Raw genomic sequence first — 18,472 nt, forward strand, 5'->3', positions numbered from 1 at the left:
CGCGACCGCCACAGTAGTTTCAAGGGGCTGGATATGCCGCATGGGAGTTCCTAAGTTCAAGGTTCTCAGGCACTTGAACGGGAAGCTCCCATGCGACGCGGTTACTCTACGATCACCCCGGCGGTGGTCCATGCGTTGTCCCGGCGAACGTTGGCTCGGGCACTCGGTTGGACCGACTACAAGCAGTCGGTGACGCGCACCCAGTTGTTGGACCTGGTGCTGTTGGTCGCGGGCACCACCCGCACCCGGTTCGCGGTGGTCACCCGGTACTTCGGGTTCTCCCACCAGACCGCGCGACCGGCGGTGCGCGCGAACCTGGGCTCCCGGGACCAGCTGACGGCCCGGCTGGTGGATGCGCTCCGCGGCGTGGCACGGTTCACCCGCCGGGACCGGACCCGCCGGTGGACGTGCGCCATCGACGTGCATTACGTGCCCTTTTACGGGGACCGCAGCACCCCGGGCATCATCGGCGGACCCAAGAAGGCCGGCACCTCATTCTTCCATCTTCCATGCGTACGCCGCCCACGTTCTGATTAATAAGCGGCGGCGGCGGTACACCGTCGGGCTGATGAGCGTAACGAAGGGCGCCAAGCCACACCAGCAGGTGCAAACCCTTCTGGATCAAGTAGTTGCCCGCGGGCTCACGGTCCGCGGGGTGGTGCTCGACGCCGGGTTCGACAGCGGGGAAACGCTGCTGTTGCTGCAAGCACGGGATCTGAACGACACGGTGCCGATCCGCAAGAAGGGCAAAGGCACCAACCGCCGCAACGAGTGCGACACCCAACCGTCGGGCACCATCACCACGATGGAATGGGTGACCGAGAAGACCCGTCAGGCGGTGTCCACCCGGGTGTTGGTGTGGGAGCGCACGGGCGAAGGGGCGGCCCGGGTGTACGCGTTCCGCGGGTGGGGCGATGCGACCGCCGTGTCCGAGGCGAACCGGGCTCGGCTGGGCCGCCGCCGGTACCGCGAGCGGTTCGGGATCGAGACCAGCTATCGACAAAAGAATCAAGCCCGCGGGTGGACCACCCGCACCGACCCCGAGTACCGACTGCTGCTCGAAGGGGTGGCGTTGTTGTTGCGACAAGTATGGGTGTGCCTGACCCTCCGGATCGCACGCGCCCAGAACCGGAACCCGAACGCATGGGTGACCGAACTGCCGTTAGCCCAGATGCTCGACTGGCTCACACAACGGATCCGCTCACGGTACCCACGCACGCGATGTATCACATTACCGCACAAAACACTTACAACCAGCGCAACCACTTGAAACTACTGGCCAGGGAGCGGCTCGTCAACAAAAGCGGCCGTATTACCGGGTACGCGTATTAGTCGTGCCTGCGCCGCGGGCGCGGCGCTACGGGGTGCCCGCCAACCGCTGTGCGGCTTCGTCGCAACGTTCGAGTAGGGCCTGCTTGCGCTTGGGATTGGCGAACCGACCGAGCGTCTCGACCCAGTCGCGGGTCTGCTCGATCAGCGCGACCAGCGCCGAAACGGCCTCGGACTTCCGCGCCGGGCTCCCGAACGCGATGGGCGAGGTGTGAGCGAACCCGCTGGCGCCCGTGACGCGAGCCGCGACCCAGCCGGGCTCACCCAGAGTAGCGGCCGCCGAGCCGTCCCCCGCCGCGATCACGGCTCCGTTCGCGACCAGTTCAACCCGGGGAGCACTCGGGTGTGCCCGCGCGGTTACGGTCGCACATGAATCGTCAAGAACGAGATCGAGCAGCGGCCCGGCGGTAACGAACGTGCGCCCGCGGCGAACCGCCTCCAGCCAAGAAGAAGCCTTCTCCCCTTCTCGCTCTTGCTGGCTCACGGAAGGGGCGTCGTCAGAGGGCTGTACGCCACTCACGCGCGCGTACGTTCGCGTCACGCCGAGCCGAACCGCGTTCGAGTCTTTCGCGCTGGCGCCCACGAGCGGCACCCGCACCCCGGCGTCCCACAGCCGGTACACCCACGGCAGGAGCGGCGACCGGCCGGGCTTCTGAACCACCTCGATCGCGTCCACCTTCCCGAGCACCGCCGCGACCAGCGCCTCCCCCCCGCTGACACCGCCCGCGGTTTCGAACGCGTCCGCCCACACCACCAGCCCGCCCTTTCGGTGGCACTGGTCCGCCCAGTCGCACACGCCCCAGTCGTCGGACTCCTCGCCCCCGAAGGTCAGCGGCAGCACCGGGCGGTGCGAGTTCAGCAGCGCCACCTTCCCCAGCACCGGGTGCGTGTTGAACGTGTTCACGTACACCGCGCAACCGTCTCCCACCAGCGCCGGCGATTGCCCGCTGAACGCCAGCATGTTGGGGGCGGTGGCGTAGGTGTTCGCGTCGAGCGCCAGCAGCGGGAACGGGACCGCGAGGAGGTTCGCAACGTCGAGGTCCTCGGCCCGGGCTTCGAGCAGCGCGGCGTGCGGCGGCAGGAAGTGGCACCGGGTGTCGACGGTCGCCCACCCGTCGGGGCGCGTGTCCGCCCAGCGCGACAGCGCGAACCGCAACGAGATCTGCCCCGCCCCGAGCGTCACCGTCTCGTCGAGCGGCACCCACTCCGGGCCTTTCGCCGCCTGAATTTGGAGTGGTACGCCCGCCGGGAGCGGCACTTCGCACGCGCCGCCGACGTAGAACCACCGCTCGCGGCCCACACGCAACTGGCCGCCGACCGCCTCGTTGCGCCCCCCCGGGAACTGGGGCGAGAACCCGAGCGGCGCGTACTGAGCCCCGTCCGGCCCGGACACGCGGACCCGTACCGGGAGGGGGCGCGTCGTCGCCGCGTCGGTGACGCGCAAATGAACCGTCAGCATGATGCGATTCCGGGTCAGTCGTACTTCGCCCAGGCCTCGTCGAGAATGGTCCGGAACGCCTGAACGGCGTACGGGAACAGGTCCGGGCCGGTGATGCCGCCGGTCGGGCCGCCGCCCCGCAGGTGGGGCTCCATCACGGCGAACCCCTTGTACCCCCGCGCCGCCGCGTCGCGGACGCTGTGCGCGATCTGCCCGTCGCCGGTGCCCGGGATCACCCCGTAGTCGTGCCCGGCCGCGTGCCCGCCCATCTTCCAGTCCTTGATGTGCAGGTGGGCCGTCCACGCCTTCGTCTTCTCCCACCCCTCCACCGGATCGAAGTTGCCGTAGGCGTAGTTGGCCGCGTCGTAGGCGCCGCGCAGCGCCGGGTGGTTGACCGTCGAGAGGATGTCCGCGACGCGGTCCGGGGAGTCGCCGAAAATGCGGTGCTCGTTCTCGTGGTACAGCACCACCCCGCCCTTGGCCGCCAGTTCGGCCTTGACGCCCATGCGGCGGATCACCTCGTCCCGGTGGGCGGGCCAGTTGGCCGGATCGAACTTGGGGTCGTTGCCCGGCGGGTAGTAGCTGAACACCCGGATGCCGGGCGTGCCGAACACGTGGCACAACTCGATGGCACGCTTGAGCCTGTCGAGGTGCGGCTCGAAGGGTGCGTCGATCGCCACCTTGCCGACCGGCGAGCCGATCGCGGACAGGCCCATGCCCTCGCCGTCGAGGAGCTTCTTGAACTCCTTGATCTGGTCGTCGGTGAGCCCCAGGACGTTCGTCTTGTAGATGGACCGGAACTCGATGAACCGGATGCGGCACGCCTTCAGCACCGCGATCTGCTCGCGCGGGTCGTGGGAGATCTCGTCGGCGAACGCGGACAGAGTGAACATGACGTCTGTACCGAAAGGGTGCGTGTGTGCAGTGCCGGTAATGTATGGAGAACCGTTCACCGGAGTACCGCGTGCGGCGAGCCCGCTACCCCCGCCACGCGGGTGACGGCCCCCGACTGTCCGCCAGAGCCCTCTCCCCGGCTGTCACGGCTCGTCAAGAAATGCGGCACGGCTCTCGGGCGGGTGTATCCGTTGCAACAGTGCATTGACCGCTCCTTGTGTTGCATATACAATATAAGCATGTCACAAGTCCCAAACCCTGCGAACCGGGTGGCGGCCGAGTGCCTGGCCGGCCGGTTCCGCATTCTCAACCGGGTCATCACCGGGATCTACGACGACGCGTTCCGCCCGCACGGGGTGCGGATCAGCCAGATGAACGTCATGGTCGTTATTGCGGACCGGGGACCGGTTCGCGCCTCGGACGTGTGCCGGCTGTTACAACTCGACAAATCGACTCTCAGCCGCGACCTCGACCGGTTGCTCGACCGGGGGTGGGTTCGTTCCACGCCCGCTGAGGGGCGCGCGCAAGACCTGGAGGTCACGCCCGCCGGGCGAGCGCTGATCGAGAAATTGATGCCCGCCTGGGAAGAGGCCCAGAAGCGTGTTCACGAGTTGATCGGCCCGGAACTCGCGCAAGGGCTGTTCGCGGCGGTAGGCAAGATCCGGCAAGCGAACAGCGGGAGCGCTGCTTCCGGGTGATCGCGCCGGGTCGGTTTGGATGCGCGCTGGCGGTGGGCGCCCGGACCATCCGGAACGGCACGATTGACCCAACCACCAACTACGAAACGCCGGGTCCGTGCGATCTCGATTGCGCACCCAACCCGGCGCTCAGCCCCGCTCCCGCCCTGCGCTACGTTCGGCCACCCCTCCGGGGTGCAAGACCAAGGCAAAAGAGCAAAGTCAAAAGGCAAAAAGGATGCAACACTTTTGCCTTTACACTTTTGCCTTTTAACTTGTTCCCCGCCCCGGAGGGGCCGGCGGCCGTAGCACAGGGCGGGAGCCCTATGCCACTCACTAACTTCGCGCACAATCCATGTAAGGGGGCAGGAGTGCCCGGGTACTTTACCGACATAAAGTTGTATATGCAACTTGTTGCGGTTCGCCCCGCCGGGGCTGATTCATGTGGAGTACGCATGAGCAATCGAATTCGCTTTCTCGCGGTGGCCGGAACCCTGGCGCTCGCGGGCGTCGGGGCCGGCGTCGCGCACACGGCCGGCGGTAAATCTCCGACCGAGGCGCCGGTTCCGCCACCGGTGACCGCTCCCGAGTCGCGTGTGGTGCGGGTGACGGAGGTGCGGGCCGGGGCGGACGGCGGCGGCCAGACCTACACCGGGGTGGTCCGCGCCCGGTACGAAACCGACCTCGCCTTCCGGGTGGGGGCCAAGATCGTCTCGCGGCACGTCGAGGTCGGGCAGCGTGTCGCGGCCGGGGCCGTTCTGTTCCGGCTCGACCCGACGGACTACCGGCTCACGCTGAAGGCGGCGGAGGCGGACCTGGCGGCGGCCGAGGCCGAAGTCGTCCAGGCGACCGCGGAGTACGACCGGCTCCAGCGCACGTACAACACCGGCGCCGGCAGCTCGTCGGACCTCGATAAGGGGCGCTCGGCGCTGTACGGGGCCGGGGGGCGGCGCGACCGCGCGAAGGAGCTTCTCACCCTCGCTCGTAACCGCCTCGCGTACTGCGAACTCACCGCCGATTCGGACGGCGTAATCACCGCGCTCCCGGCCGAGGCCGGGCAGGTGGTGGCCGAGGGGCAGGTCGTCGCCCGGTTCGCTCGGGACGGTGAGCGGGAAGCGGTGGTGAGCTTGCCCGAGAACCGGGTACACGCCGCACGGACCGCGCGGGCCACGATCACCCTCTGGGCCGCCCCGGGCCAACCGTACCCGGCCACGCTCCGCGAGCTGTCCCCGATCGCGGACCCGGTCACCCGAACGTACCAAGCGCGGTTCACCATCGACCGGACCGGGCCGCAAATCGCGCTCGGCATGACCGCGACCGTTCACCTCACCCCGGGCGACGCGGCCCCCGGATATGTGCTGCCGCTTTCGTCGCTGCTACGAACCGGCGACCGGCCGGCGGTCTGGGTCGTGGATCGCGCGACCGGCGCGCTCGCACTCACGCCGGTCGAGGTTCGGGAGTATCGGCATGAAACGGTGGTGCTGTCCGGCGGGGTGAAACCGGGGCAACTGGTCGTCACCGCCGGGGTACAAAAGCTCGATGTGGGGCTGACCGTGCGGCCCTGGGAAGCGGGGAACCCGTGAGCGCGTTCAACCTGTCCCGCTGGGCGGTCCAGCACCCGGCGGTCGTTCTTTACCTGATCCTCGCGGCCGGGGCGGCCGGGCTGTACGCCTACCTTAGCATGGGCCGGGCCGAGGACCCGTCGTTCACCATCAAGACGATGGTCGTCACCGCCGCGTGGCCGGGGGCGACCAGCGACGAGGTGCAGCGCCAGGTGGCCGACAAGATCGAGGAGAAGCTTCAGGAGACGCCGTACCTGGACTACCTCCGCACGTACTCGCTGCCCGGCCGGGCGGTGGTCACCGTGCAGCTCCGTAACGACACCCCGCCCAAGGCCGTGCCCGACATCTGGTATCAGGTGCGGAAGAAGGTCGGGGACATCCGGCACACGTTCCCCGAGGGCGTGGTGGGGCCGTTCCTGGACGACGAGTACGGGGACGTGTACGTGGCGGTGTACGCGCTCACCGGGGCCGACTACACCCCGGCCGAGTTGAAGCGGCTCGCCGAGGACGCACGCCGCCGGCTCCTGCGGGTGAAGGACGTGTCCAAGGTGGTCCTCGTCGGCGAGCGGCCCGAGAAGGTGTTCGTCGAGTTCTCGCACAAGAAGCTCGCCACCCTCGGCGTCCCGCCGCAGCAGGTGTTCGACAGCCTCCGGCGGCAGAACGCGGTCGCCCCGGCGGGGAGCGTGGAGACCCCGACGGACCGGGTGTACGTTCGGGTGGAGGGGCCGTTCGCTGCGGTCGAGAAGGTGCAGGCGGTGCCGGTTCACGCGGGCGGCAAGGTTTTTCGCCTGGGGGACATTGCGGAGGTGCGCCGCGGGTACGAGGACCCGCCGACGTTCACCGTGCGGCACAACGGGAAGCCGGCCGTGGAGGTGGCGGTCGCGATGCGGGCCGGGGGCAACGTGCTCACCCTGGGGCGGGCGCTGGACGCGGAACTGGCGGGCGTTGGGGCCGACCTGCCGGCGGGCGCGGCGGTCGAGCGGGTGGCGTTCCAGCCGCACGTCGTGGAGGAGTCGGTCGGCGAGTTCACGCGGTCGTTCGTCGAGGCGCTGGTCATCGTCCTGGTGGTCAGCTTCCTGTCGCTCGGCTGGCGGAGCGGGGTGGTGGTGGCATTGAGCGTGCCCCTGGTGTTGGCCGGCGCGCTGGTGGTCATGAACGCGGTCGGGATGGCGCTGGACCGGATCAGCCTGGGGGCGCTCATTCTGGCGCTGGGGCTGCTCGTGGACGATGCCATCATCGCGGTCGAGATGATGGTGGTGAAGATGGAGGAGGGGCACGACCGGGTGGCGGCGGCCACGTTCGCGTGGAGCAACACTGCGTTCCCGATGCTCACCGGCACACTGGTCACGGTGGTCGGGTTCCTGCCGGTCGGGTTCGCCAGGTCCGCGGCCGGGGAGTACGCCGGCGGCATCTTCTGGGTGGTGGGGATCGCGCTCGTCGCCTCGTGGCTCGTGGCAGTCGTGTTCACCCCGTACCTCGGCGTGCGGCTGCTCCCGGACTACGCGGGGCGCGCGCGCCACGACCCGTACCACACCCGGATGTACCGGCTCCTGCGGCGGGCGGTCACGCTCTGCGTGCGTCACCCGCGGCTTGTTGTCGCGGTGACGGCCGTGCTGTTCGTGACGGCGGGGTACGGGATGACGTTCGTGCCCAAACAGTTCTTCCCGCAGTCGTCCCGGGCGGAGCTGCTGGTCGAGTTCCGGCTCCCGGGCGGGTCGTCGTTCACCGCCACCGAGGCCGAGGTGGTGAAGATGGAGCAGGTGCTGGCCGGCGATCCGGACATCGACCACTTTACCGCGTATGTCGGGGCCGGGCCGCCGCGGTTTTACATGGCCCTGAACCCGGACCTGCCGGACCCGAGTTTCGCCAAGTTCGTGATCCAGACGAAGGACCCGGCGGCGCGCGAGCGGCTTCGCACCCGCCTCCTGGAGCGGGTCGCGGCGGACGACACGTTCGCGCTGCCGCGGGTGCGGGTGGTGCGGCTGGAGTTCGGCCCGCCGGTCGGGTTCCCGGTACAGTTCCGGGTGGTCGGCCCGGACCCGGCGCGGGTCCGCGAGATCGCCCACCGGGTGCGCGATGTGATGCGCCAGAACCCGCACGCGCGGGACGCCCAGCTCGAATGGGACGAGCCGTCGAAGGTGGTACGGCTCCGGGTGGACCAGGACCGGGCGCGGGCGCTGGGGCTCACCCCGCAGGACGTGTCGGCGACCCTTCAGACGCTCCTCACGGGGGCGCCCGTGTCGCAGTACCGCGAAGGTATCGAACTGATTGACGTGGTGGCACGGGCGGTGCCGGAGGAGCGGTTGAAGCTCGACGCGCTGCCCGACCTGACGATCATCACTCCGGCCGGTAGCGCGGTGCCACTTTCGCAAGTCGCCACGGCGGCCTACGAGCAGGAGGAGCCGATCCTGTGGCGGCGCGACCGGGAGACGGTGCTGACGGTGCGGGCGGACGTGGCCGACGGGGTGCAGGCGCCGGACGTGACCGCCGCGATCCTGACCCAGCTCCGGACGCTCAAGGATGGGCTCCCGCCGGGCTACCGGATCGACACCGGCGGCGCGGTGGAGGAGAGCCAGAAGGCGAACGAGGCGCTGTTCGCCGTGTTCCCGGTCATGATCGCGGTGATGCTGACGCTCCTGATGGTCCAGGTGCAGAGCTTCAAGAAGCTGTTCCTGGTGTTCGTGATCTCGCCGCTGGGGCTGATCGGCGCGGTGTCGGCACTGCTGCTGTTCCACGCCCCCTTCGGGTTCAACGCTCTCCTTGGGGTGATCGCGCTGGCCGGGATGGACATGCGGAACTCGGTGATCCTGATCGACCAGATTGAGCACGACGTGGAACACGGGATGTCGCTGTGGGACGCGGTGATCGAGTCGGCGGTGCGGCGCGCCCGCCCGGTGGTGCTGACGGCGGCGACCGCGATCCTGGCCATGATCCCGCTCACCCGGAGCGTGTTCTGGGGGCCGCTGGCGGTGGCCATCATGGGCGGGCTGTCGGTCGCCACGTTCCTCACGTTGGGCAACCTGCCGGCCCTGTACGTCCTGCTGTTCCGGGTGAAGCGTCCGACCGGACCGTTGCCGCCGACACCCGTGGAACACACGGCGCCGCCGGCCGCCGCGCGGTCCGGTGCGGCTCCCGACCCTGGATAGTGGCTCGCTCCGGGGCGCGGTGCCATCAGGTTGGTAGGGGAGGGTGCGCCACCGACACCGCGCGAGTGACGTGACCAAGGCCTTGACCCAGGTGAGCCCGAATCCGGTTGAAGATCCCGTGCTTTCTGTAGCCGGCCTCACAGAGGCCGGTGCGACAACTACGGTGGCACACGTGGACTGGACGGGTAACGGGTCGCGAGCTGCCGTCCCGCGGGCGATTCCAGTAGTTTCAAGTTGGGCGATTTATGAGTAGCGGGCCGCATGGGTTTACCGGTCAATGGTGGTTACCACGCCTCCACTGTCGGAGCCCCCATGCGACCCAAACGTCAGTCTATCCGAGCCACCCCGGCCCACGCCACCCGGCACCTCCGTCCGGTCCTGACCGACTGGCTCGGCCGTGCGGTCCAACTGCCCAAGCGTCGCCGCACCTGTACACCCGAGGTGGTGTGGCGGGTGGTGCTGTTCGCCGCGGCGTTCGCCCGCTCGGTGGCCGCGGCCTGTGCCGCGATCGCCGACGCCCCGTCCGGGCAGGCCATCTGGGATTGCTTGTACCTCACGCTGCCCAAGCGGCGCCGCACCCTCGAGCGGCGGTTGCGGCCGGCCCTCCACGCCCCGCTCGGCAAGCGGAAGCGGGCGGCTCGGGTCGCGATCGACTACCACCGGATCGGGTACTTCGGGACGCCGAACCGGGACACCACCCGGTCCAAGGGGGCCGGCGGCACCCACACGTTCCACACGTACGCCACCGCGTGCCTCGTCGGGGGACCGGACCGGTACACGCTCGGGTTGACGGCCGTGGGCGAGAAGGAGCCGATGACCGCGGTGCTCACCCGGCTGTTGGATCAGGTGACGGCGGCACGGGTTACGGTCCGGGTCGCGCTGCTGGACAAGGCGTTCTTCTCGATCGCGGTGATGCGGTTGCTCCAGGCGCGGGGTGTGCCGTTCGTGATCCCGGCCGTGGTCCGGGGCCGCAAGCCCCGGCCCGGGGTGAAGGGGGTCGGGTTGCGGGCCGTGCGGCGGCGGGGCGCGGGTCGATATGCGTACACCCACGCGGATCGGGGCACCTCGGTGCGGGTGCACGTGGTGATCGCTCACAAGAGCTACCGGTACCGGCGGACCGGGGGCCGGCGGAGCAAGAAGTTACTGTACGCGGCGTGGCGGGTGAGCGGGAGCCCGGTGGCGATTCGGGACCTGTACCGGACCCGATTCGGGATCGAGAGCAGCTACCGCCAGTTGGGGCAGGTTCGGCCCCGGACCTCGACCACCGATGGGGTCGTGCGACTCCTGTGGGTGGCCGTCGGGCTGATCCTGCGTAACGCCTGGTTGTGGTCCCGCTCAGCCCGCGGCCTCGGGTGGACACTGGCGGCGGTATGCCTGATACTGTTGGCCGATGGGCTGGCACCTACAGATGGCGAAAATAAGTCCATTACTACTGCACGATCGGCCAACAAAACCAAGCCGCCAACTTGAAACTACTGGATTCGCTCCCGATTCGCTGGTACGGGGCTACCACCGTGCCGTGCCCTCAAAACCCGGATAATGCTTCCGGGGTGAACGGGCCTTGGCTTCCGTTTGGCTCGGCGTGGTTTCTGTAATGCGTTGCTGATATTGCTGTTGTGGCGAATGAGCGCCGGTGACTGGCTTGCCATCCTCGGACGAAAACCGGCGCCGGTGGCTGTGCCCGAAGTTGATCGAACGGCCAGAACGACCACACGGGGAATCGGTGGTGATGAAAGACGCGCATCAACCCGACTGGGCACGAATCCCGAACGGAGCGACCCGAAATATGGCTACTGCGACACAGGCGCCGCCGGCCGCACCCCACGAACCTGTTCGTTCGGACCGCACCCGCCTGTTGCTGGAAGGGCCGGTGTTGCCGACGTTGCTGAAGCTGGCCGCGCCGACGGTGGCCCTCATGACGTTCCAGGCGGTTGTGAACGCGGTTGAGGGATACTACGTCGGGTTCCTCGGGTCGGACGCGCTGGCCGCGATCTCGCTCAGCTTCCCGCTGGTCATGCTCATGACCACGTTGTCGGCCGGGGCTTACGGCGGCGGGGTGGCGTCGGCGGTGGCGCGGGCACTCGGGGCCGGGCGGCGCGACGAGGCGGCGCGGCTTGCCGGTGCGGCGCTCTCGATCGCGGCCCTGATCGGGGTCGGGTTCACGGTCGTGCTGCTGGCGTTCGGGCGCGAGATCTACGCGACCCTCGGCGCGACCGGGCCGGTGCTGGACGCGGCCGTTCAGTTCTCGGGCGTGCTGTTCCTGGGGGCAGTGCCGGTCTGGGTGTTTCAGGCCGCCGCCAGTTGCCTCCGGGGGGCTGGTATCACCGGTTACCCGGCGGCGGTGGGGGCGGTCGGGGGCGTGCTCACGCTCGCCGTGTCGCCGCTCCTCATTTTCGGGGCGGGGCCGGTTCCGGGGTTCGGGCTGATCGGGGCGGCGTGGGCAGTGGTCGGGTACAACGTGGTGTCGGCGGCGGCACTCGTCCGGGCGCTGCGCGCGCCGGGTTCGCCGTTCCGAGAGTTCTTCTCGGCGCTCGGGCCGGACCGTCGCCGGACGGCGGCGATCTTTCGCGTCGCGGCTCCGAGTGCGATCAACACCCTTCAGTCGAACATGACGTTCCTGACGCTGACGGCCCTCGTCGCCCCGTTCGGAACGGCGGCCATTGCCGGGTACGGCATGGGCGGGCGGCTCGAATTCCTCCTCATCCCGATCGTGTTCGGGGTCGGGTCGGCGCTGGTGCCGCTGGTGGGCGCGAACGCCGGGGCCGGGAACCACGCGCGGGTGCGACAGGCGACGCGAGCGGGGCTTTTGCTCGGCGCTAGCGCAGGGGCGGTCGTCGGGCTGACCGCCGCTGCGCTGCCCGGCGTCTGGATGGGCCTGTTCACAACCGACCCCGATGTGCTCGCGACCGGCGGGGCGTACCTGCGGACCGTCGGCCCGGCGTACATCGGGTTCGGGAGTGGGCTCGCGCTGTTCTTTGCGGCACAGGGAACGGGGCGTGTGGTTCAGTCACTGGCCGCCGCGTTCACGCGGTTGATCGTTGCGGCGGTGGGTGGGTATCTGGTGGTGCGGGTGTTCGGCCGCGGTCTCGACGCGCTCTATATCGCGATGGCCGCCGGGCTTGTCGGCCACGGGTTGATAATGATCGTCGTCGCGCGCCACGAACTCGGGCTCTTCTCGCGGGCGGACTGCAAATGAGCGGGTCTGTGGAAGCGGCCGCGGTGACCAACGCGTTACCGCAGCGGGTTCTTTTCGGGCTTTCCGTTCGCGCCCAGAATCTGGAAGTGGTGGATGCCGACCTTCCGGGCGTCGGTGTAGGTCCACACCACCTTCTTGTCGCGCGTCAGCTCGAACAGCTTGGTCTGGTTCGCGGTCGTGCGGTAACTGGTCAGTACCGTGTTACCGTTCGCGAGCCGCTGAACCCCGCACGCGTCGCTGATGAGCTTGGTCGGCAGGTCGTCGTTGGTCACCCGCCACACCTCCTTGCCGTCCTTGTTCACCTCGATCACCAGGTCGCCGTGCGTGCAGCCGATGAGCGTGTTCCCGTCGGGGAGCCGGATGGCGGTGAAGGGCATGTGTGGCGTCTTCACCTCCCACACGATTTTGCCCTTGGGGTCGTACTCGCGCACCACGCGGTCCAGCAGTTGCGGCACGAGATAGTTGCCGCTCGCGAGCTTCCGCGTCATCCGCGTTTGCAGGTGGTGGTCCTTCGTCTGCGCCTGAATCGGGACCTCGGCGACAACTTTGCCGTCGCGGTCGACTTCGAGGACGCGCGGCTTTTCCCCGGCCTCGGTGAGCAGCACCGTTCCGCCGTCCAGCGGTTGGGCCGTGTTGACCTCCGATTGGGTGCCCTTGAACTCGAACAGCGTTTTGCCGTCCCGGTTCACCTCGACCACCGCGCCGCCGGGGTACGTTTTGCTCTTCGAGAGGGCGAGGAGCACGTTCCCGTTGTCCAGCACCCAGCCGTCGCGCGTGGCGTGCGGGTACTTCCAGACGGTCTTGCCGGATTCGTCGGTGATGAACGTTTCCCCGCCGGTGGCGAGGAAGCCGTGCTTGATCGGATCGGCGGCCAGAACCGTTGTGCCGAACAGTGTGGCCCAGAGGGCAAGCGGAACCGAGCGGAGCATACGTGTTCTCGGACAAGGTGGTGGGAGCGGTGCCGGATTGTCGCGACTGCGCCCGCCGGTAGCAACGGAATACTGCGCGGCCCTGGTTTGAAGCACCGTCCCGACGTGGCGTTCAGCGGGGCTTCATTCCGATTGTGAGCGCGGCAGGGCTGAGCTAGGATTGCGGGCCGCTGTAAGGCGGGTACGGACGGTTCGGTTGCTGGAAGGGGGCTGGGGTGGGCGAACTCGTGAGGCGGTTGCTGCGCTGCTGTGGGCCGGCGCTGCTCGTCGTGGCGGTCGGCGCGCTCGGGCTCGCGAAGGCCGACAGCTACTACGGCACGCTGCTCCGCGGGTTCGACGCCCAGTTTTACTACGCCGCCGCGCGTTCGGTGGTGGTCTCCGGCGACTGGGACGTGACCGACGACTTGCCTCTCGGGCCGGCACAAGGGCCGTTCCGGACCGACGCCGGCACTCCCCGGCGTGCGGACGGCGGCATCAAGAACGTGTTCCCGGTCGGGCTGTCGCTGCTGGAGGGGGCGTTCCTACTACCGGCCCGCGCGCTGACCACAATCGCTGGGGGGGGAAGTGGGCCGGTCGGTTACACGCGACCGGAGGTTGGATTCGTCGCGCTCGGCTTGCTGCTCGCGGCCGGCCTCGGCGTGCAGATCACGTTTGCTCTGGTTCGTACCCTTGTTTCGACGCCGGTTGCGGCTGTGGCGACGATCGCGGCCTGGCTCGGCACCCCGCTGCTGTACTACACCGCATGGTTTCCGTTCAGCGTCCACCCGACCACGTTCTGCATCATGGTGTTGCTGCTGCTGCTCGCCGACCGGATACCGCACGCGCGGCGGTCGAACGTCGCGGTGTTCGTGTTCGCGGTGCTGGCGTCGGCGCTCTACCTGACTCGACCGCACCAGTCGCCGTACATTCTGGTGCTTGTGGCGTGGCGCGGGGCACCGCTCCTGCGCCGGGGCTGGCGCGCGTGGGGGCCGGGTGCGGGTGCCGGTCTCGTGGTCGGTGTCGCGGCCCTTGTGTTCCAGGCACAGGTTCACGCGGTGAACGTCGGGGCGCGCGCACTGATTGCTCATGGAACCCACGACCACCCCATGATCACTGGGCATTTCGTGAGTGCGCCGGATGTGTTTGCGGTGCTGCTGTCTCCGGCGCGCGGGCTGTTCTGGGTGACGCCGGTCGTGTTGCTCGCGCTGGTCGGTTACGTATGGCGGTGGCGGGATGTGCCGTGGTGGGGTTGGGCGAGTTTGGCCAACGCTGCGCTGCAAACGACGATTTTGGCGTTCTGGAGCGATCCGGGGCAGGGTGATTCGTTCGGCGTCCGGCTGTGGGTGGAGCACGTGCCGGTTGTGGCGTGCGGGTTGGCGGTACTGGCGGGTGGAGCGTTCGCGTGGGGACGGATCGCACGCGCCGTGCTGGCGGCGGTGCTACTCGCGTGCGTGAGTTGGACGCTGTTACTGTGCGCGTGCTATGTCTCCGGTCGCCTCCGGACGGACCAGACGCACCGGGAGGTCGTGTCGCAGGCCGTCTCGCTGGTGTTGCGCCGCTGAGCGCGCTGCTCCCGACATCGCACCGGCTTCGCAGGGCGGTATCCTCATCCGTTGGGCCAAGCGGAGAGGATCATGCCCATCATCATCGAGACCCGCCGGAAGAAGGCCGCAACCATTGCGCAACAATGGCCCGGAGCGACCGTCGCGGACGTGACCTCGAAAGGACCGGAACCGTGGGTGCGGTTCAGCCCCTTCTTTCCCCACGGTGGGATCCCAATTCCGAACACGCCCGACGAAACCGCCGCATCGGTCGAAGGGCTCTGGCAAGGTCTGAAGGTCTTTGAGAAGGAGGACATCGACCCGAAGAAGTGGGCGATCACGGACATGCGGAACATCAAACGCGCCGGGGCGAGTCGCGGTGCGGTCCGCGGGCACCGGTTCGGCGTGGGGAGCGGAACGCTTCTTGGCTACCGCGAGGCCCGGTTCCGCATCTACCTCCCGGCGTACGCGTGGGTTCTGGAGCGTTGCCTCGCGCGCGAAGTCGAACAGCTTCGGGGGATCGCGAGGGCCGGGACGGTCGTGCTGCTCGATTACGAAACGAACACGGATGCTGAGGACCTTTCACGCCCGCTGTCGCACGCCGCGCTGGTACGGCACTTTCTGGAAGAGACGTGGCCCGAACCGCCCGCGAACTGATGTGCGCTTCGGGGCGATCGGTATGGCCCGGCTCGTTCGGCTGAACAGAAAACTGGCAGCCCAAGGGCATTGGGCGGACATGCGTGTGCGCCCAATGCCCCTGTGAGGTGTTGTTGCATTCACCGCCGGCTTATGCGGCCCGCGATTCGGCGTGGGCCAGCCACCCCCGGACCCGCTCCAGTTCTTCCGCCCAGCCGGGGGACAGGCGCACCGTCAGGAAGTGGGCGTACAACAGGTCCAGCGTCTCGACCAGTTCGCGCACCTGCGTCGCCCGCTCGTCCAGTTTGGCCCGGGCCTCGGTTACGTCCTCGGGGAGGTCGGGCATCTTGCACGAGCCCACCGCCAGCGTCTCGGCGTGCAGCGTCAGTTCGTACTGCAAGCCGTGCCGGACCATCGTCAGCCCCATCTTCCGGGGCAGCTTCCCGGCCTGCACGGCGCGGCGCGCTTCAGGCAACCGGGTCGGCCCGTCGCTGGCGATGGTCTCGCTCCCGGTGACGCCGCGCGGGCACTCCAGTGTGAGCGTCCGCGCGGGCATCAGGGTGATGTCGCTCCCGTCCGCCGCGGTCACCGTATCGGTCTCCCGGTCCGTCAGGAACCAGAGCCACAGGAGGTACTCGTTGCCCAGAAAGTCGGCCGCCCCGCCGCCCGGGACCCAGGCCACCTCGCCCTCGTTCCCGGGCACGAACTCCGACGGCATTTCCGCCGCCCCGGTGAGCCCCAGGGCGCTCGCGGCCCGCTCGGCCTGGCGGCCGGCGGTGAGCGGTTCGAGCGGGAGCCCGAAGGTGCGCTCGAACAGGTCCGAGAGCCGGTCCGCGTGGGTGGCCGAAGTGGCCCCGAACAGCACCTCGTTGGCCGCCCGGTCCCACAGCACCGGGGTGCATTTACGCCGCTTGAACCGCCCGTCCTTGGCTTCCGCCTCCAGGCGGTTCCGCGCGCCCTCCTTGGCCTCGCGCTTCTGCCGGGCCGACGCGAAGCCGCTCGGGTTTTCCTTGGCCAGTGCGGTCAGGTCGGTCTCGTAGTACGCTTTGAGCAGGTCGCCGGGGAGCCGGTCGGTGTCCACCCGCAGGTCGAAGTGGAGCGTGTCGTTGATCACGTTCTTGGCCAGATCGAACTCGGTGTCCAGGACCGACTTGCCGGCCGCCCACCCGGTCTCGATGCCGTCCGCGGCGGCGAGCGCCTGCCTCCCCGCGGCATGCTCCCGGAGCCGGTCCAGATGTTCGTCGTCGAAGAACCGCGGGGCCGGGCCGCCGACCGCGAACCGAAGAAACGTAACCCGCCCGGTAAAGAAGCCCATGTCGGTGCCCCCGTTCGTAGTGCGAACACGCGTGTCGCGTAAGGTATTGCACTGTTGTGGAGCCCCAGAGTGAAGGCGGCGGGTGGCCGGTTCCGTGCCCGCCGGGCGTCCCGCCTCGCGCCGGCCGGTACGATCGTGCGCGCCGGAACGTGCCGGTGCCGACATTGCCGACCGGGCCGGTACGGCACGCACCACCGCGCGAACCGGTCCGAGCGGATGCGGTGCCATTTGGGAAGGTAGGGGCGTCGCGGCGGGGGGCCGGCGTGCGGGAGGTCGTGCCGCGACACCGCTTCGGTTCCGGTGCCCGGTGCGCTGTCATTCGTGAGGTGTATGTGGACCACCGTATCGTTTCGCGCGTGCTCGTTCCGCTCGCGTGTGTGAGCTTGCTGCTGCTGCTGACCGCCGCCGGGGCCGCGTGGTACGCCCGGCTCGCGCAGCAGCGGGTGTCGGCGATGCTCAACAGCAACGTCGCCAGCGTTCGCGCCGCACGCGACCTTGAAAGCCGCGTGCGCGACGTGGACGCCGGGCTGGACCGGTTTCTCATCACCGGCGACCGCCAGCACCTGGAAGCCGTCCGCCCGCTCCGGCAACTGACGCTGGACGCGCTGGCCGAGGCCGAGAGCGTCGCCTTCACGAAGGAAGAGCAGGCGCTCATGCGGCGGGTTCGTGCCGGGTGTGAGCGACTGTTCGCGGAGTACGACCGGGTCTTTCACGGGCCGCCCGGCGCGGTGCCGCGGGCCGAACTGGCCGAGCTGGCCGCGATCCCCGAGAAAGAGATCCTTGAACCCGCCAAAGAGTACGCGCGGCTGAACGAGGAGGCGCTCGCGCAGTCCGGCCAGACGAGCGAGGAGATGACCGGGCTCCTGACGGTCGTGTTCCTTGCGATCGGGGCGTGCGGGGCGGGCGGCGGGTTGCTCGGCGGGTGGCTGATCGCGACGGGGGTCCGCCGCGGCATGCTGCGCACGGAGGAGCGGCTCCAGGGCACAGTTGTTCGGTTGAGCGCCGTGGTGCCGACCGGGGCGCATGCCGGGGACGCGGCGGAGCGGCTGGACGAGTCCGTCTCGGCCTTACTGGACCGCTTCCGCCAGGTGGAACGCGACGCGCTGCGGGCCGAACAACTGGCGTGGGTCGGGCAGATGGCCGCGGGCATTGCCCACGAGATCCGCAACCCGCTCATGGCCATCAAAATCCTCATCCAGACGGCGGCCGACCCGCTGGGCCTGTCGCCGTTCCGGGCGAAGGATCTGGCGGTCATCGAGCGCGAAATCGGGCGCCTGGAGCACACCGTCACCGGGTTCCTGGACTTCGCCCGGCCGCCGCGCCCCGAGCGCCAGGCGACCGACCTCCGATCGCTCCTGGAGCAGGCGGTCGCGGGACTCCAGGCGCGCGCCGACCGTCAGAAGGTCGCGCTCGGGATCGAAGTGCCCGCCGAACCCGTCACCCTGTTGGTCGACCCGAACCAGTTCGGCCAGGTGGTGTACAACTTGCTCTACAACGCCATTGACGCGCAGCCGGGCGGCGGGCGGGTCCGGATCTCGGTCGAAGCCGCAACGCGTGAAGGGGGGGGACCGGAACTGGTGCTACGAGTGGCGGACGAGGGCGCGGGCCTGCCGGCCGCCGTCGGCGAGCGGATCTTCGACCCGTTCGTCAGCACCAAGGAGACCGGGCTGGGGTTGGGGCTGTCCATCTGCCGCCGGATCGTGGAGGCGCACGGGGGGACGATTCGGGCCGGTTCGCCGCCCGCGGGCGGGGCCGTTTTTACCGTGCGGCTGCCGCTGCTGGATGCACTCGAATCAGGCCCGGGAACCGGCACTCGCCCGTGATATGGAG

Annotated in this window: 14 protein-coding genes; 10 read left to right on the forward strand and 4 right to left on the reverse strand. The window is 69.0% G+C overall.

Features of this window, described 5'->3' with window-relative positions; genetic code table 11:
* The first annotated feature begins 90 nt into the window (after positions 1-90).
* Together GobsT_RS11230 and GobsT_RS11235 are read left to right on the forward strand one after the other, a co-directional pair.
* Positions 91-537 (forward strand): hypothetical protein, encoded by a 447-nt coding sequence (locus tag GobsT_RS11230; RefSeq protein WP_010033918.1) that lies wholly within the window; start codon positions 91-93, stop codon positions 535-537.
* A 31-nt stretch (positions 538-568) separates the two neighbouring features.
* Positions 569-1,270, forward strand: a complete 702-nt coding sequence (locus tag GobsT_RS11235) for a hypothetical protein (RefSeq protein WP_010033916.1) — start codon at positions 569-571, stop codon at positions 1,268-1,270.
* Between the two features lie 87 nt (positions 1,271-1,357).
* Here the strand turns inward: GobsT_RS11235 and GobsT_RS11240 are convergent, their stop codons facing one another.
* Both GobsT_RS11240 and GobsT_RS11245 read right to left on the reverse strand, forming a co-directional pair.
* Positions 1,358-2,788 (reverse strand): CehA/McbA family metallohydrolase domain-containing protein, encoded by a 1,431-nt coding sequence (locus GobsT_RS11240; protein WP_010033913.1) that lies wholly within the window; start codon positions 2,786-2,788, stop codon positions 1,358-1,360.
* A 14-nt stretch (positions 2,789-2,802) separates the two neighbouring features.
* Positions 2,803-3,660 (reverse strand): sugar phosphate isomerase/epimerase family protein, encoded by an 858-nt coding sequence (locus GobsT_RS11245; RefSeq protein WP_010033910.1) that lies wholly within the window; start codon positions 3,658-3,660, stop codon positions 2,803-2,805.
* Between the two features lie 240 nt (positions 3,661-3,900).
* Between GobsT_RS11245 and GobsT_RS11250 the strand changes: the two genes are divergently transcribed.
* The 5 genes from GobsT_RS11250 to GobsT_RS11270 all read left to right on the forward strand — a co-directional run bounded on the left by GobsT_RS11250 (position 3,901) and on the right by GobsT_RS11270 (position 12,242).
* A complete protein-coding gene (locus GobsT_RS11250) occupies positions 3,901-4,359 on the forward strand; it encodes a MarR family winged helix-turn-helix transcriptional regulator (RefSeq protein WP_033197750.1) in 459 nt (152 codons plus the stop codon).
* A gap of 434 nt (positions 4,360-4,793) precedes the next feature.
* Entirely contained in the window at positions 4,794-5,921 is a 1,128-nt protein-coding gene (locus GobsT_RS11255; RefSeq protein WP_010033899.1) for an efflux RND transporter periplasmic adaptor subunit, read from the forward strand.
* Complete coding sequence (locus tag GobsT_RS11260; RefSeq protein WP_010033895.1) at positions 5,918-9,046, forward strand: efflux RND transporter permease subunit; 3,129 nt, start codon at positions 5,918-5,920, stop codon at positions 9,044-9,046. Before GobsT_RS11255 ends, GobsT_RS11260 begins: the two co-directional genes overlap by 4 nt.
* A 312-nt stretch (positions 9,047-9,358) precedes the next feature.
* Positions 9,359-10,516, forward strand: a complete 1,158-nt coding sequence (locus tag GobsT_RS11265; RefSeq protein ID WP_010033207.1) for a transposase — start codon at positions 9,359-9,361, stop codon at positions 10,514-10,516.
* Positions 10,517-10,832: 316 nt separating this feature from the next.
* Positions 10,833-12,242, forward strand: coding sequence for an MATE family efflux transporter (locus GobsT_RS11270; RefSeq protein WP_010033893.1), 1,410 nt, complete (start codon positions 10,833-10,835; stop codon positions 12,240-12,242).
* Between the two features lie 35 nt (positions 12,243-12,277).
* Here GobsT_RS11270 and GobsT_RS11275 read toward each other — a convergent pair whose 3' ends face one another.
* A complete protein-coding gene (locus GobsT_RS11275; RefSeq protein ID WP_010033892.1) occupies positions 12,278-13,171 on the reverse strand; it encodes an outer membrane protein assembly factor BamB family protein in 894 nt (297 codons plus the stop codon).
* 215 nt (positions 13,172-13,386) lie between these two features.
* Between GobsT_RS11275 and GobsT_RS11280 the strand changes: the two genes are divergently transcribed.
* Positions 13,387-14,712 (forward strand): hypothetical protein, encoded by a 1,326-nt coding sequence (locus GobsT_RS11280; protein ID WP_010033889.1) that lies wholly within the window; start codon positions 13,387-13,389, stop codon positions 14,710-14,712.
* 72 nt (positions 14,713-14,784) lie between these two features.
* Positions 14,785-15,348, forward strand: a complete 564-nt coding sequence (locus GobsT_RS11285; RefSeq protein WP_010033888.1) for a DUF6939 family protein — start codon at positions 14,785-14,787, stop codon at positions 15,346-15,348.
* A gap of 130 nt (positions 15,349-15,478) precedes the next feature.
* Here GobsT_RS11285 and GobsT_RS11290 read toward each other — a convergent pair whose 3' ends face one another.
* A complete protein-coding gene (locus GobsT_RS11290; protein WP_010033885.1) occupies positions 15,479-16,642 on the reverse strand; it encodes a hypothetical protein in 1,164 nt (387 codons plus the stop codon).
* 332 nt (positions 16,643-16,974) lie between these two features.
* Between GobsT_RS11290 and GobsT_RS11295 the strand changes: the two genes are divergently transcribed.
* Positions 16,975-18,465, forward strand: a complete 1,491-nt coding sequence (locus GobsT_RS11295; protein ID WP_010033882.1) for a sensor histidine kinase — start codon at positions 16,975-16,977, stop codon at positions 18,463-18,465.
* Positions 18,466-18,472: the final 7 nt, after the last annotated feature.

This window comes from Gemmata obscuriglobus (assembly GCF_008065095.1).
Taxonomy (GTDB): domain Bacteria; phylum Planctomycetota; class Planctomycetia; order Gemmatales; family Gemmataceae; genus Gemmata; species Gemmata obscuriglobus.

What these genes read in the sequence shown, in the direction of transcription:
- GobsT_RS11230 (WP_010033918.1), top strand. Translation starts at nt 91, where the DNA reads ATGCGACGCGGTTACTCTACGATCACCCCGGCGGTGGTCCATGCGTTG.
- GobsT_RS11235 (WP_010033916.1), top strand. Translation starts at nt 569, where the DNA reads ATGAGCGTAACGAAGGGCGCCAAGCCACACCAGCAGGTGCAAACCCTT.
- GobsT_RS11240 (WP_010033913.1), bottom strand. Translation starts at nt 2,788, where the DNA reads ATGCTGACGGTTCATTTGCGCGTCACCGACGCGGCGACGACGCGCCCC.
- GobsT_RS11245 (WP_010033910.1), bottom strand. Translation starts at nt 3,660, where the DNA reads ATGTTCACTCTGTCCGCGTTCGCCGACGAGATCTCCCACGACCCGCGC.
- GobsT_RS11250 (WP_033197750.1), top strand. Translation starts at nt 3,901, where the DNA reads ATGTCACAAGTCCCAAACCCTGCGAACCGGGTGGCGGCCGAGTGCCTG.
- GobsT_RS11255 (WP_010033899.1), top strand. Translation starts at nt 4,794, where the DNA reads ATGAGCAATCGAATTCGCTTTCTCGCGGTGGCCGGAACCCTGGCGCTC.
- GobsT_RS11265 (WP_010033207.1), top strand. Translation starts at nt 9,359, where the DNA reads ATGCGACCCAAACGTCAGTCTATCCGAGCCACCCCGGCCCACGCCACC.
- GobsT_RS11270 (WP_010033893.1), top strand. Translation starts at nt 10,833, where the DNA reads ATGGCTACTGCGACACAGGCGCCGCCGGCCGCACCCCACGAACCTGTT.
- GobsT_RS11275 (WP_010033892.1), bottom strand. Translation starts at nt 13,171, where the DNA reads ATGCTCCGCTCGGTTCCGCTTGCCCTCTGGGCCACACTGTTCGGCACA.
- GobsT_RS11285 (WP_010033888.1), top strand. Translation starts at nt 14,785, where the DNA reads ATGCCCATCATCATCGAGACCCGCCGGAAGAAGGCCGCAACCATTGCG.
- GobsT_RS11290 (WP_010033885.1), bottom strand. Translation starts at nt 16,642, where the DNA reads ATGGGCTTCTTTACCGGGCGGGTTACGTTTCTTCGGTTCGCGGTCGGC.